Source organism: Mucilaginibacter sp. (assembly GCF_965225845.1).
GTDB lineage: Bacteria > Bacteroidota > Bacteroidia > Sphingobacteriales > Sphingobacteriaceae > Mucilaginibacter.
The window spans coordinates 762,493-777,412 of the sequence record NZ_CBDDBL010000002.1; the positions used below are offsets into that span (position 1 = coordinate 762,493).

Here is a 14,920-nt window from a genome sequence, read left to right on the forward strand (position 1 = left end):
CAAAATATTTTTATATATTTGAATTAAAGGTATTTAAAGATTGAATAATAGCATCATAAATATTTTTAACTGACCTGAAATATTGCGTACCCGAACACATTATTAACCTTATTTATTAATTAACCTAACATTCTTTTTATGAAAAATTTATTTGTATTATTTATTGCAGCTGCGGTATTTTGTGGCTGTAACAAGTCTTCGGTTAACCCAACATCACCAAAACTGGGTTCAACAGGCGATACCGGCAAGTCCTTTACCGGGCCGGGTACCAATTACTATGTGAATGGTTCAACCGGAAGTGATTCAAACACCGGGCTTTCAACATCGGTCCCATTAAAAACTATTTCGGCGGCACTGGCTAAAACTACCCAGGGCAATGCCGCAACCATAAACGTTCTTGCAGGTACTTATTCAGAGCGTTTAACATTTCCTCACTCAGGTGCATCTTCTTCAGCGCCAATTACGGTTACAAATTATAATGGCGCTGCTGTTTATCTTGATGGTACCAGTACCAATTCAGGGTCAAATACCAACATGATAACTATAACCAGCAAAAGCCACGTTCGCATAAACGGTATCACCATACAAAATGATATTATGGCCTACGCCAATGGAATTGATGTAACAGGAACAGGCACTGATGTGGAAATAAACGATTGCACCATTACCAATGTAGGCTGGACAACCAGCCAGACAGCTGTACCCTCATCATCAAATAACGCGCATGCTATTTTTATTGAAGGCACAGGTGCCTCAAGGGCATTGGCTTACAGCAATGTATACATTGGCTACAATACGGTTTATGGATGCGCGACCGGCTACAGCGAGGCCGTAACCTTAACCGGAAACGTAAACAATTTTTTATTGGAGCATAATGTAGTGCATGATATTCCCAATATTGGCATTGATATGTCTGGCCATTACAGCTACACCGGCGCGCCTGATAGCGTAAACTATGCAATGGGCGGAAATGTTAATTATAATACAGTTTATAATTGCGTATCAAAGGTAGCTACTTCGGGTGGTATTTATGTTGATGGCGGATCATACATCAATATCCAGGGTAATACGAGCTATGGCAATGGTGCAGGTATGACAGTAGGTTGCGAAAATAATGGCTACACTACTACCGGGATCAACATTCGTGATAACTTTATTTATAATAACGTAACAGCCGGTATTATTTATGGTTCAAACCAGGCAAGCAGTAAGGTTACTTACTCAACCTTATCGGGCAATACATTTTATGATAACTTTTCGCAAGGTGGTTATGGTGGCGAGGTAGAATATCAAAATACCGATCATTTAAATGTATTTGATAATATTATCGAGTCGCGCAGTAATGTAGTGGTTATCGCTTTATCAGGCTACACCTCAACAAACCTGACTATGGATTATGACGACTACTACACGCTAAGCGGATCATCAGGTACCATTACCTTTGACTTCGGTACTGCAGGCGGCTGGTATTCGTTCGCTAACTTCCAGGCGCAAACAGTAATTCCTAATGCAGAAGCACATGGCCTTTACAATATACCGGGCTTTACAACAGCAAGCTTGCCATCGCCTAACCTGCACCTAACAAGTTCATCGGTTTGCGTAAACCGTGGGTTGCCAAGTTATGTAGCCGCATCAGGCGAGCTTGACATTGACGGCCAGGCACGTGTGCAAAATTCAAGAGTTGATATTGGTGCTGATGAAACATCTTATTAATACAATTTAAATTTTCCTTTCCCCTGCATCTATGAGAAAGCCTTGCTATTAATTTAGTAAGGCTTTTGTAATTTGTAATACTGTTAAAGTTGCCCAGGCAAACATCTACCCAACAATTCTGTATATTAGTTATCGAAAAGTGTTTTTAAGGTATGAAAAGCAAAGAGCAGATAAAATATTTTGATGAAGAATGGGATGATATGGAGTCCTATCTCAAATCATTTTTAAAAAACGGCGACCAGGAAGATCTGCATCGGTTTAGGGTACAGGTTAAAAAAATAAATTCTTTTATTTTTTTGGCCGATAGCGATGATCATCACACAAAGTTGGGCAAATATTTTAAACCTGTAAAAAAAGTATTTAAGCAGGCCGGCATCATAAGGGATGCATATAATAACCTGGAATTAGCCAAAAAGTATAATATGCAGCAGGATGAATTTATTCTTGCTCAGCAAAAACTAATGGAAGATGCGGCAAATGACTTTAAGTTAGCTGGCAATAAATATCTTAAAAAATTAAAATCGGCACATAGTGAGATCCTGGAGAAAATTGAACCGATCAGTAATTTACATATCACCTTATTTTACGAAAATCAATTAAATCTTATTGCCAATAAATTGGCCGACCTTAAGTTTGATGATAGCTTGCACGAAGCACGGGCATTGGTGAAGATATTGGTCTATAATTATCAGTTGGTGCAGCCTGTTTTAGAAACAGGTTTTAACGAAGATTACTTACAAGATGTGCAAACTGCTGTAGGCGACTGGCATGACAATGAAGTTGCCATAGCACTATTTTCGGGTCACCCGAAACATGATAAGGCTGCTGTTAGCCGTTTAAAAAAGAAACATACCAAACTAAAAAATAATATTGTTAGCCTTGTAACTGATTTTTATGAACAGGCTACTACCGTTACCGAATTGCCTGTTGAACAAATAAGCTAAATACAATGGGAATTGAAATTGAACGGAAGTTTTTGGTTGATCATAATGCTTGGCAGGCCCTGAACAAACCCGCGGGTGTACAATACAAACAAGGTTATATTTTAAGTGACGATACCCGCACCGTTCGGGTACGCGTTACTGAACATCATGGTTATATTACCTTGAAAGGCCCATCGGGAGCCAACCGTATGAGCAGGGCCGAGTATGAATACGAGATACCCATTCCTGAAGCCGAAGAAATATTAAAAGGCTTTACCACCAATGGTACCCAAAAAACACGCTATCGCATCCCGGCAGGTGATTTTACCTGGGAGGTTGATGTTTTTTCGGGCGATAACGAGGGTTTGATCGTTGCCGAGATCGAACTCAAATCAGAACAAGATGTATTCGAAAAACCAGCGTGGATAGCCGAAGAGGTTACCGATGACGATCGTTATGCTAACTCCAGTTTAGCTTTGCATCCATTTAAATATTGGGCAAAACAAAACGACTAATAAAACGTAATTGTATTGCGTTTGAGCAGCCAATTAACCACACCAAAAGCATGACGACAGTAAAGCAATACCCTTTTTATTTAAAAGCCACTATAATACTCATTGGCATGTTTTACCTGGTAAGTATTTTGAATTTATTGAGCGGTATTTTAGTGCCATTTGCTTTTGCTGTACTGTTTTCAATTTTGTTAAATCCGCTTTATAACAGGTTGTTAAGTTTTAAAATACCTAAGCCGCTGGCAGTATTACTTACCTTATTAGCAGGCATTGGTTTTACTGCATTGGTTGTTTACCTGCTGTCAACCCAGTTTGTGCAATTCGGGCAGTCGTTCCCGATACTAAAAGTAAAGTTTGGTCAGATGATTGATAGCCTGGAGCAATACATCAGCCTGCAGTTTGGTATATCAACCCAAAGGCAGGTAGTATTTATAAAAGATGCGCTCAATAGCAGTGAGGCCGCTATTGGTACGCTGATTGGGACTGTATTCGGTACGCTGAGTATTATGCTGATTATCCCGATCTATATTTTTATGCTGCTGCTTTACAAAACGCTCATCCTTAATTTTTTGTACGAAGTTTTTTCCGAAAAGCACTCTAAAAGGGTGGGTGAGGTATTGGCGCAGACCAAAACCGCCATCCAAAGCTATATTGTAGGTTTGCTGATCGAGATGATCATTGTATCAAGCTTAAACTCCATCGCACTGATCATATTGGATGTTAAATATGCTATTCTATTGGGCGTAATAGGTGGTATTATTAATATATTGCCATACATCGGTGGCTTTGTAGCCATTTTATTGCCCGTGTTGATCGCTACTATTACCAAAGACGGCTATTCAACCCAGGTTGAGATCATTGTAGCTTATTTGCTGATCCAATTTGTGGATAGTAATATCATCTTCCCACGATTTGTATCGGTTAAAGTACAGATCAACGCGTTAATATCGCTCCTGGTTGTGTTTTTAGGCAATGCCATGTGGGGTGTTGCCGGTATGTTTTTAATGCTGCCTATAGTTGCCGTGCTAAAAATTATTTTCGACCGTGTAGAGGAACTGCAACCCTGGGGCAAATTATTAGGCGATGAGGTACCTGTATACCACATGGGCCAGGTTTGGGGCAAGCGAAAAAACCGTACACCAAAAAAAACTGTCCCTTTAAAAGAGGTTTTGGAGTAAGATACCTGATTTATCCGTTTAGCAGATCATCCACATACAAACGAACCGCCGGAAAATGCTTCGATAGTTTCACATAGCTGAAGTGGAATATCCAGATCAACAAACCGATAAGTGCCGCTATGATCAAGGCTATAATAAATCCGGCTTTAAATGCATCCTCCATTAATCCGCAGCCGGATAATGACATGGTTACCAATAAACATATCACAGGTAAAATTAACTTTTTCATAGCGATTTATTTTGGTGCTTGTATTGTTCTTAAGTATTGATAATAACCGCGTTTGTTGAACTTTGTTGAGATTATTTTAAAAACGATCAATGTATAAAATACGTCGTTATTCAATCATCCGCCGAAAAGTTAAATTTACCCTCGGCGTATTAATTTTCTTACTCTTCGGCAAAGAGTGCAGCCAGTTGGTTTGCGTTGCTCCCTTCATGATCAATAAACTGCCATTCTCCAACAATACAGAATGACTTTCTTTACTTACGCGATGTTTCAAACTAAACTTTCTTTCGGCACCAAAACTCATCGAAGCTATTGCTGAATCTTTACCTAATGATTTTTCATCGTCGCTGTGCCAGGCCATTCCTTCGTCGCCATTGTGGTATAAATTCAGCAGGCAGGAATTGAATTGCTCACCGGTTATATCTTCGGTCAGTTTTTTTAAAGATATTAATTCCGGTGTCCAGGGCAATGCCTGTTTTGTTGTGCCGGAGTATTTATAGCCGTAATTATTATTACCATACCAGGCTACTTTGCGCTTAGTGATAATATGCCTGCCGAAGATCTTCGCCTCATCGTTTTTCCAGTCGATGGTGTTAAGCAGTTTGTCCAAATAATGATCAGCGATTTGCTGATTCATCACCTTGCCATAATAAATTACAATCCCTTCATTATTGATGATTTCCATGGCACAAAGGTAAAACAGTAATTGTAGTGTAAAAACCCGGTTCTTGCGGAGTTATTGGCTGTAGTTAACTTTTTAAGTTTAATATTTGCCAAACAATGTAAGGCTATTAGCCTTAGGTATTTATATATGAGACAACGAATTCCCTTAATTATATTAGTTTGGCTGATAGCCGATGTTTATTTTTTTCACGCAGTAAAAATTCTAACTGATAATTCGCCAATTGCCACCTGGATATACTGGATGATTGATGCACTGCTTATCCTCGGTATCGTATTTTTCTTTTTCGTACGTAGAGGAGGCCGTCCATCTGGCGCTATTTCAATACTGATGGCAGGTTTACTGTTATCATCTGTACCAAAGATATTGGCCTTGCCGGTATTATTGGTAGAGGATATCGTAAGGCTGTTCCTCAACTTTCCGCCGAGGCAGTATTGGGTGAGCGCGCTGGCTGCGGTAGTTGCTGCTATACCGTTCTTTAGTTTGTTATATGGGATGATCGGCGGCCGTCATAACTATAAAGTTCATAAAGTAACCTTGCCTTTTGCTGATCTTCCAAAAGCTTTTGATGGTTTTACTATAACACAATTGTCGGATATTCATTCAGGCAGTTTTACCAGTAAAAAAGGCGTTGAGAAAGGTATTAACCTTGTAAATGCCCAACATAGCGACCTGCTTTTATTTACCGGCGATTTGGTAAATAACATGGCCTCTGAAATGGACCCGTGGATAGAATCCTTCGCAAAACTGAAAGCTAAAATTGGCAAATACTCGGTATTGGGCAACCATGATTACGGCAGTTATTCCAAATGGCCATCTAAAAAGGCTGAAGCGGATAACCTTTCCCGCCTGAAAGAAGTTCATAAAGAGATTGGCTTTAAATTATTGCTTAACCAATCCGTACAAATTGAAAAAGGCGGCGAAAAGATAGCGTTGATAGGGGTGGAGAACTGGGGCAAAGGTGGTTTTCAAAAATTTGGCGACCTGGATAAAGCTACTGCCAATGTTGATGACAGGGAGTTCAAGATCCTAATGTCGCATGATCCGTCACACTGGGAAGCAAAAACTTTGGAACATGAAAAGCATATTAATTTAGCGCTTGCAGGCCACACCCACGGTATGCAGTTTGGTATAGAGTTATTTGGCTTTAAGTGGAGCCCTGTAAAGTATGTTTATGAACAATGGGCAGGGCTTTATAAGCGAGGAGAGAAATATTTGTACGTAAACCGGGGCTTTGGCTTTATTGGTTTTAAGGGTAGGGTAGGTATATGGCCGGAAATAACCGTAATTACTTTAAAAAGTGTTTAATTTCCTTTATGAAACATCGTAAACATTTTTAACTTTGTGGCGTAATACTACTAAAAATAGCATATGAAAAAAGCAGGCTTAACAATTATGGTGCTAATGGCGATCCTAATGATCACATTTACAATTGTATTTTATCATAGTACAACTGATAACGTAGTTGATTCAGGCGGCTTTTGGGCATACATGTATGGAAAGGTTTCTGTGCCATGGCCGACATATAGCGCTGGTGTAGTTTTTCTAATGGGCCTTACCATGTATATTTCATCATGGGAGCAAAAAGCGCAACGTTATAATTAATTAAATCTTAGCCTTATAGATATTGAAGCCGCATTTATGCGGCTTTTTTTGTTATTATCATTTTTTTTAGCAATATAACTGCAAACAATGGCATCCAATTCGGCTTATATACAGTATATTTAGTTGTTTAATATGCGATTTCAACTAATTGAAATTAAACATGCTATTTAGCGTTACTTAGTAAAACCATTGTATGCCCTCAATAACAGCAGTTTCAAAAATTGAACTACCCTTTAAAATTTCGCAGCAAGAAGTAAAAGAACAGGCGCAGCTCATGTTCTCGGTTAACTTTCCGCAAACTAACAGGCTTATTTTCGCATTTGATAATACGGAGATTAAGACGCGTAACTTTTGCAAACCACTTTCTTATTACACCAGTACCACAACTTTTGAGGAGCGTAACCTGGAATATATCAATACCTCGCTGGAGTATTCGGTGCAGGCTGTTGAGGACGTGATCAAAAAATCAGGTATTAAAAAAGAAGATATTACCGATATTCTTTTTGTATCCACAAGCGGGTTAGCAACGCCAAGTATGGATGCGCTCATCATCAATAAAATGCGGCTCAACCCAAACATCAGGCGCATGCCTTTGTGGGGATTAGGTTGCGGCGGCGGCGTATCAGGCATGGCGAAAGCCAATGCTATGGCAGCAGCTGATCCAAATGCAGTTGTTTTATTAGTTGCAGTTGAGCTATGCTCGTTAACACTTATTAAAAGCGATTACAGTAAGAGTAATTTTATAGGCTCAAGTTTGTTTTCGGATGGTATTGCTGCCGTTATCATTAAGGGTGATAACCACGGTAAAGATGAAGCGGTAACCTATTTCGATTCGAGCAGTAAATTGTATTATGACTCGCTGGATGTAATGGGTTGGGAGTTTCAGGATACCGGCTTTAAGGTTTTATTTTCTAAAGATATACCAAGCTTTATTAATGAGCATGTTTTGGAAGATATTACTGCATTTCTGAATAAACATGATCTGAAATTAAGTGATATCAAGAATTTTATTTTCCATCCCGGAGGTAAAAAAGTGTTGGATGCATATACTAATGCTTTGGCTGTTGAAGGTGATTTTTTGCAAAAAACCCGCGAGGTGATGAATGATAACGGCAACATGTCAAGCGTTACTGTATTGTACGTGCTGGAAAAATTCCTGGAGCAAGGCTATGAGGATGGTTATGGTTTGATGATGGCGATGGGCCCCGGTTTTTCGAGTGAAATGGTTTTAGTGAAGATGAAGAACAAATAATATGTATTTCTACGTCTTCATTACATTTGTGATCATTCAGCGCTTATCCGAACTCTACATTGCCCGTGGCAACGAAAAATGGCTGCGATCGCAAGGCGCGGTTGAGTACGGCAAGGAACATTACCCGTTTATCGTCGCGCTGCATACGGCATTTATTATTTCGATGATCATTGAACATATCATCCGGGGAGATTCTCAAATTGAGTTTGTTTTCCTGATATTATTTATACTGTTATTATTATTCAAATTCTGGGCGTTATCATCCTTAGGCAAATATTGGAATACCAAGATCTTCCGTGTTCCCGGTGCTGGTCCGGTTAAAAAAGGCCCTTATAAAATATTTAAGCATCCTAATTACTTTATTGTTATTTGCGAGATTGCCATCATCCCAATGGTGTTCAATTTATATTATACTGCTATCATATTTACAGTACTGAACGCCATAATGCTTACGGTAAGGATAAGGGTTGAAAATAAAGTTTGGGCAAAATAAAAGAGGCTGGGTTTAAACCAGCCTCTTTTATTTTTACTCTTGTCGTTTTGACCAGAGGGAGAAATATTCTTCGCCTGGAATAACGAACTTTGTTTAATAGAAGATTTCTCTCTCGTTCCTCGTTCGCATTAACAGTGAGTTTATATTACTTTAAAGCGCTTTTATAAAACACTTCAGCGTCAGCTTTAAGTTTTTCATCAGTTTCCTTACTCACATAAACCATGTGGCCTGCTTTATAATAGTTAGTGATGATGTTGCCCCGCAAATCCGGGCGTAAACCCATGTGGCTGATCACGTACTCCGCATTGTAAACCGGGGTTGCCAAATCATAATATCCGCAAACCATATTCACTTTTAAATGCGGGTTTTGGGTCATAGCGGCACGCAATGTTTCTGATACATCTAAATAAGCGTTCTCGGTATTTTTGTAGCTCCATGGCCAAACGTTAGTTACTGCTTCATAAGGTATATCATTCCGGTAGTTCAAATCTTTGCGAATGTAAGCGTTAAATGCACCTACGAATAAGCCGTTCAGGTTGGCATCGCTTGGGTCGTATGACGGGTATTCGCCTGCATCATCGCTGTCTTCACCGCTAAAACGGCTGTCATAACGGCCTACTATCTTGCCATCGCTGCGTAATACTTCCTTAAAGAAACGGAAATCAGTTATCCTTTCGTTAGCTTTCCTGATATAATCTTTGGGGATACCTGTGAAGTAATTTAATGAATCGACAACTAAGTTAGTCAGTTCTGCAGGAGCCTGGTCGCCTAAACTTAAGAAACGCGAATATATACCATTTGCAAATATTTCGGATTTCTTAGTCAGATCAGCCGGACTTAATGATTCCAATTCAGGGCTTAATTTATGATAGTAAGAAGCAGTGTTGGCATAAGTTGGTAAAAAGTAGATATAGGGCATATCATTACCATTTTTAAAGTCGATCAGTTGGAAGTTTAACACTGATGAGATTAGCGTAATGCCATTCAGGTAGATGTTATAACGGTCAGCCAGGTATCCTGAAAGACCCGCGGCGCGGGTTGTTCCATAGCTTTCACCCGCGATAAATTTAGGGCTTCCCCAACGTTCATCTTTGGTGATATAAAGCCTGATAAAGTCACCTACCGAAGCCAGGTCCTCATTATAACCATGGAATTGGTTTACATCAACACCTTTATAAGCACGGCTGTAACCTGTTGATATCGGGTCGATAAATACCAGATCGGTAAAAGCAAGCCAGGTGTTTGGGTTATCACCATATTCATATGGCGCACCGCCTGCATCACCTTTGTCATCACCAAATTTTACCCGCACAGGTGAGATCGCTCCCATATGCAACCATATAGAGGCAGAGCCTGGCCCACCGTTAAATACGAATGTTACCGGGCGCTTCTCTTTCGTCTGGCCAGTATTAGTAGCTGTGTAGGCAACATAAAATAATTTGGCTAATAGTTTATTATCATCCTTGTCATGCATTGGCATGTAGCCTGCAGTGGCCTTGTAGGTGATGGTTTTGCCATCAACGGTAACCTGGTGATAAGTGACAACGGGTTTACCGGGTACGGTATCCCTTTTTTCAATAGTGGAGTCTTGTACAGTTACCTGTATGCTGCGTTTGTTTTGCGCATTTGCAAATACCGATGCAGCTAAAACTAAAGTTAAAGTTGTAGTTAGTAGTCTTTTCATGAAAAGGAGTTAAAATGAATAGACCAAAATAAGCTTTTATTTCAATAAAATAAAAGCTCACAAAATTATGCTACAACTGAAAGCGGCGTGCTGATGGTTTTTTCGGAATCTGCTACGATGATGCGGATCTTTTCATCCAGTTCATTAATGGTGAGGGACATCATATCGAAATAATCAAAATCCAGTTTTTCAATCTTAATAAGGTGCATTAACCCTAATAATGAAGCAACAGGGCGGCGTAGTTCATGTGATTGGATTATGGCTATACGGGTTAATGCCTCGTTTTGTACCTGGATTTGTTTTTCCTGTTGCTTGCGTTTGCTGATATCGGCAGAATTTAGTGCAACGCCGATAATTTCATCCTGTTTATTGCGAATGGGTACTAGTTTTATTTCACGCCAGCATTCAAATTCAGTACCGGGGCGAATTAGCAAATCGTGTTTGATCACCCTGCCTTTAAAAGCAACTTCAAAATATTTAGAGAAATGATTTTTATTTTTAGGATCAACAAAGTTCAATATCCTGTCGCCCGGCTTAATGTCATGATTATAAATACTGCTAATGTAAATGTTTGCAGGCCTGTTGTAAGCAACTACCTCCATATCTTTATTTACTAAAACGTGTATATCTGTCGAGCTGTCAAAAACGGCTTTCAATTTAAGTTCCGAATCTTCGATAGCTTTTTTGTGTAATAACGTTTGCTCATTTTGCAGCTCCATCACTTTTAGGCTCCAGTTAAGCTCTAAAAGATTTATAACCTGTTTTGATAAAACTAACAAAGAATTTTCCTGGTCGGCGGTTAATTTACGTTTCTCAAAATCAACTACACACAACGAGCCTACATTAAAGCCATCTTTTGTGGTTAAGGGCGCACCGGCATAAAAGCGGATATTAGCATCACCATAAACTAAAGGATTATTTAAAAAGCGGTCATCTTTGCGGGCATCCTCAATCTTAAATATGTCCTGTTGTTGAATAGTATATTTACAAAACGATATCTCTTTAGAGGTATGTTTCAGGCTAATACCTTTAGCCGCTTTAAACCATTGTGTACTATCATCAACCAAAGTGAACAGCGCGGCAGGCGTGTTGCAAATTTGCGCTGCCAGGTTAACAATATCGTTAAGATCTTTGGTAACAGCCGGATCGAGTTCAAGTTCTTTGAAACGTTTTACGGCTTCAAGGCGGTGCAGTTCCCTATCCATTAGTATGTGAGTAAACGTTTAAACATTGTAATAATAATAAACTGTGTATGTTTAAAATTTATGATATTTTAAAAAAAACACAGGTTTAAAGTTGAATAATATTGCATCTAAACGTAATTAACAAATGTTTAGTTGCCAAAATGGCAATAAAAGTGTTACTTAAGTTTAAAATTAATCTTTTAAGTAAATTTTAATTTTAAACGAAAACAAAAAAAATCTAATAACTACTCAGCGTTAATAATACATAATTTACCACGACATATATATGTTTATATTAGCAATGGATAAATTACGACAATGGAAAACGAAACGCCATTACCGCTAAGCCACATGGCTACCATTAATAAACCATCATTCTGATTTTTATATTGGCCTGCATGGGACTGTATGTTGCCAATAAAGTAATAACACCCGACAGGCTCGACAGTAGTTTTACAAATCCTCATGACCTGCTTATTGTTGGCGTAGCCTTTACAGGTTTGTTTCTAAATATATTAATAGTGTCAATAGTAAATAAGAAAGCCAAAAAGGTACTTACTTTAGCCTGCTATGTATTTGAATCAGCTAGTGTTTTAGCATTGTTATTCATCGTGTTTAGCAGGAAGTAGCACACTAATAAATTATTCAGAATAAATACTTTGTACTTTATCGCGCAAATTATAACCCGAAGCCATCACTTCGGCATAAGCTCCGGCAGTGCGGATAGCGATCAAATCTCCGCGAAAAGATTCAGGCAGGTCAACATCCTTACGGAAACAATCTGTGCTTTCGCAAATTGGCCCTACCACATCGTATTTAATGCTTTGTCCTGATTCTTGATCCCTGACTCTTGATTCTCCGGTCAAATTCTCAATCCCATGATAAGCCTGATATAGCATCGGGCGGATGAGTTCCGTCATACCCGCATCTAATATCAGGAAATTTTTTTTCAGTCCATTTTTAACGTAAAGCACACGTGAAATTAATGAAGCGCTTTGTGCAACCATAGCACGGCCTAATTCAAAATGTACCTCCTGTCCGGGCTTTACATTTAAAAAGTTTTTGAACACCTCAAAATAACTTTCAAAATCAGCCATCCCGTTGGTATCCGGGTTGTAATAATCTACGCCTAAACCACCGCCGGCATTCAATACTTTTACCGGGAAGCCATGATCCTCGAACCAATCCTGCATTTCGTTTATGCGGGTACAAAGGTTTTTGTAAACTTCCATGTCCGTAATTTGCGAACCGATGTGGAAATGTATGCCTAAAAATTGCAGGTTAAGGCAGGCGCGCAGGGCTTCAGCAACATCAGATAATTGCCAAATGTTAATGCCGAATTTATTTTCATCCAACCCGGTGGTAATAAAATGATGGGTATGCGCATCCACATTCGGGTTGATGCGAATAGCCACGCTGGCCGTTTTGTTTTTAGCTTTCGCCAGATCGTTTATAATGTGCAGCTCCTGTACCGACTCCACATTAAAGCAAAAAATATTTGCATCAAGCGCAAGGTTAATCTCTTTGTCAGACTTTCCAACGCCAGCGAATACAACTTTGCCTTTATCAAAACCATGATCTATGGCAGCCTTTACCTCGTTACCGCTCACGCAATCGGCACCCACACCAAACGACTGGATCATATCGAGCACCTTTGGATTAAAATTTGCCTTCATGGCATAATGCACATGGAAGCCATATTTAGCAGATGCATTGGTACATGCCGCTAAGGTTTTTCTTAGTACATCCATATTGTAATAATAAAATGGTGTTTCTAAGCTTTGAAATTTATTGATGGTATCGGAATTGAACATCGTATGCGATTTAAAAAATTATCATTGCGAGGAACAAACCAATCGCTATTAAACCATGCTCGTGCTGTATAGTTTAGAGATAGCTTTGTCCCTCGCAATGACGCGTGGGTAATAAATCCGAAATCGAAATTTCGAAATTGAAAATTAAAATAACCTGTTATGCAGGCTTCTTAAAGCCTCAGTTTTTTCTTCAGTTTTTACCAGTATTGATAAGTTGTGATCGCTGCCTCCGTATGATATCATACGTAACGGGATATGCTTAACCGCCTCTAATACTTTAGCGGCATAGCCATGCTTATCGGCACCGAAATCACCAACCACGCAAATGATCGTGTGGTTTTCATCGATCTCAACTGTTCCAAAGGCATTTAACTCTTTTTGGATCTCAGCAAGATGACTTATATCATCAATAGTAAGCGATACCGCTACTTCCGAAGTGGTGATCATATCAATAGAAGTTTTATAACGCTCAAAAACCTCGAACAGCTTGCGTAAAAAACCATGCGCCAGCAGCATACGGCTTGATTGTACCTTAATGGCAGTGATACCATCCTTAGCGGCAATGGATTTAATTTTATCCTTTTCGCTATCATTGGTAATTAACGTACCCGCGGCTTGCGGATCCATTGTGTTCAACAAGCGAACCGGGATCTTATATTTTTGTGCCGGAAAAACGCTTTGAGGGTGCAGGATCTTCGCTCCGAAATAAGCCAGCTCGGCAGCCTCATCAAATGATAACTGGGCGATAGGTTTAGTACCCTTAACAATCCGCGGATCATTATTGTGCATGCCGTCAATATCAGTCCATATCTGTACTTCCTTACTGCGGATACCTGCACCAATTAATGATGCGGTGTAATCGCTGCCGCCGCGGCGCAGGTTATCTATTTCGCCAAATACATTGCGGCAAATATAACCCTGGGTAATAAACAGGTTGTTAGCCGGATGTTTTGCCAATAAGGGGGTAAGCTTTTCCGTAATATAATCAACCACCGGTTCGCTGTCCTCATCGGTTTTCATAAAATCGAGCGCCGGTAACAATACCGATGGCACACCCATCTGCTTTAAATAAACATGGTATAGCGTGGTTGATAACAACTCGCCCTGCGCTAAGATGATCTTATCTTCAATAACAGAAAACTGGTCGTTAGCCAATTTACTTAAAAGTCCAAAGTGATAATCTATCACTTCTTTGCCTTGAGCTAAAAACTCGGGTTTGTTAAAAAGTTCTTTTATGAAAATTTCGTATTTATCCTTCAGCGTCTTTATCAGTTCGGCGGCCCTGGTCTTATCACCTGCCAGGTAAGCCTGGCCAATTTCCACTAAATTGTTTGTTGTTCCGGATACTGCGGACAATACCACGATCTGCCGTTCGCTTGGATCGATAATGTCCAACAGTTTCGTCATCCGTTCAGGACTGCCTACTGATGTTCCACCAAATTTTAAAACTTTCATTTTTGTTAAATTATACCTTAATGTATTGATATTCTCATACCAATTTTGCGGGGCTAAAAATAGGATTTTTAAAGAGTTATGGATAATATTAATGAAATAAAAATAGGGTATCGGTGATGTTTATGTCACTTTAAGTGCTAAAAAGCAACAAATTAGTGTTTTTTGGATTAAAATATCTATCTTGCGCACTTTAATAAAT

General features: G+C 39.3%; 15 protein-coding genes. 9 read left to right on the forward strand and 6 right to left on the reverse strand.

The features are described 5' to 3' along the window. Positions 1-138: 138 nt before the first annotated feature. From ACYZ0U_RS07355 to ACYZ0U_RS07370, 4 genes are all read left to right on the forward strand, one after another. Positions 139-1,713 (forward strand): right-handed parallel beta-helix repeat-containing protein, encoded by a 1,575-nt coding sequence (locus ACYZ0U_RS07355; RefSeq protein WP_461451380.1) that lies wholly within the window; start codon positions 139-141, stop codon positions 1,711-1,713. A 152-nt stretch (positions 1,714-1,865) separates the two neighbouring features. After that, entirely contained in the window at positions 1,866-2,657 is a 792-nt protein-coding gene (locus tag ACYZ0U_RS07360; protein ID WP_461451382.1) for a CHAD domain-containing protein, read from the forward strand. 5 nt (positions 2,658-2,662) lie between these two features. Beyond that, positions 2,663-3,151: a CYTH domain-containing protein gene (locus ACYZ0U_RS07365; RefSeq protein WP_461451384.1), complete on the forward strand. Its 489-nt coding sequence runs from the start codon at positions 2,663-2,665 to the stop codon at positions 3,149-3,151. Positions 3,152-3,201: 50 nt separating this feature from the next. After that, complete coding sequence (locus ACYZ0U_RS07370; RefSeq protein WP_461451386.1) at positions 3,202-4,326, forward strand: AI-2E family transporter; 1,125 nt, start codon at positions 3,202-3,204, stop codon at positions 4,324-4,326. A 10-nt stretch (positions 4,327-4,336) separates the two neighbouring features. On the opposite strand, the gene ACYZ0U_RS07375 is transcribed toward ACYZ0U_RS07370, so the two are convergent. After that, on the reverse strand, positions 4,337-4,555 hold the full coding sequence (locus ACYZ0U_RS07375; RefSeq protein WP_461451388.1) for a hypothetical protein: 219 nt from the start codon (positions 4,553-4,555) through the stop codon (positions 4,337-4,339). A gap of 106 nt (positions 4,556-4,661) precedes the next feature. Further along, entirely contained in the window at positions 4,662-5,237 is a 576-nt protein-coding gene (locus ACYZ0U_RS07380) for an alpha-ketoglutarate-dependent dioxygenase AlkB family protein (protein ID WP_461451390.1), read from the reverse strand. A 126-nt stretch (positions 5,238-5,363) separates the two neighbouring features. Here ACYZ0U_RS07380 and ACYZ0U_RS07385 point away from each other — a divergent pair, with 126 nt between their 5' ends. From ACYZ0U_RS07385 to ACYZ0U_RS07400, 4 genes are all read left to right on the forward strand, one after another. Beyond that, positions 5,364-6,542 carry a metallophosphoesterase gene (locus ACYZ0U_RS07385; RefSeq protein ID WP_461451392.1) on the forward strand — a complete coding sequence of 393 codons (1,179 nt, stop codon included), beginning with the start codon at positions 5,364-5,366 and terminating at the stop codon, positions 6,540-6,542. A gap of 63 nt (positions 6,543-6,605) precedes the next feature. Beyond that, positions 6,606-6,839 (forward strand): hypothetical protein, encoded by a 234-nt coding sequence (locus tag ACYZ0U_RS07390; protein ID WP_461451394.1) that lies wholly within the window; start codon positions 6,606-6,608, stop codon positions 6,837-6,839. Positions 6,840-7,032: 193 nt separating this feature from the next. Continuing rightward, positions 7,033-8,091, forward strand: coding sequence for a type III polyketide synthase (locus ACYZ0U_RS07395; protein WP_461451396.1), 1,059 nt, complete (start codon positions 7,033-7,035; stop codon positions 8,089-8,091). A gap of 1 nt (position 8,092) precedes the next feature. Then, a complete protein-coding gene (locus tag ACYZ0U_RS07400; protein WP_461451399.1) occupies positions 8,093-8,584 on the forward strand; it encodes an isoprenylcysteine carboxyl methyltransferase family protein in 492 nt (163 codons plus the stop codon). A 145-nt stretch (positions 8,585-8,729) separates the two neighbouring features. On the opposite strand, the gene ACYZ0U_RS07405 is transcribed toward ACYZ0U_RS07400, so the two are convergent. Both ACYZ0U_RS07405 and ACYZ0U_RS07410 read right to left on the reverse strand, forming a co-directional pair. Beyond that, on the reverse strand, positions 8,730-10,268 hold the full coding sequence (locus tag ACYZ0U_RS07405; protein ID WP_461451401.1) for a S10 family peptidase: 1,539 nt from the start codon (positions 10,266-10,268) through the stop codon (positions 8,730-8,732). 65 nt (positions 10,269-10,333) lie between these two features. Further along, positions 10,334-11,473, reverse strand: a complete 1,140-nt coding sequence (locus ACYZ0U_RS07410; RefSeq protein ID WP_461451403.1) for a GAF domain-containing protein — start codon at positions 11,471-11,473, stop codon at positions 10,334-10,336. Between the two features lie 377 nt (positions 11,474-11,850). On the opposite strand from ACYZ0U_RS07410, the gene ACYZ0U_RS07415 reads away from it, so the two are divergent. Continuing rightward, positions 11,851-12,081, forward strand: a complete 231-nt coding sequence (locus ACYZ0U_RS07415) for a hypothetical protein (protein ID WP_461451405.1) — start codon at positions 11,851-11,853, stop codon at positions 12,079-12,081. A 12-nt stretch (positions 12,082-12,093) separates the two neighbouring features. Here the strand turns inward: ACYZ0U_RS07415 and lysA are convergent, their stop codons facing one another. Together lysA and ACYZ0U_RS07425 are read right to left on the reverse strand one after the other, a co-directional pair. Continuing rightward, positions 12,094-13,266: a diaminopimelate decarboxylase gene (gene lysA / locus ACYZ0U_RS07420; RefSeq protein ID WP_461451407.1), complete on the reverse strand. Its 1,173-nt coding sequence runs from the start codon at positions 13,264-13,266 to the stop codon at positions 12,094-12,096. Positions 13,267-13,410: 144 nt separating this feature from the next. Continuing rightward, positions 13,411-14,721, reverse strand: a complete 1,311-nt coding sequence (locus ACYZ0U_RS07425; protein WP_461451409.1) for an aspartate kinase — start codon at positions 14,719-14,721, stop codon at positions 13,411-13,413. Positions 14,722-14,920 lie beyond the last annotated feature (199 nt).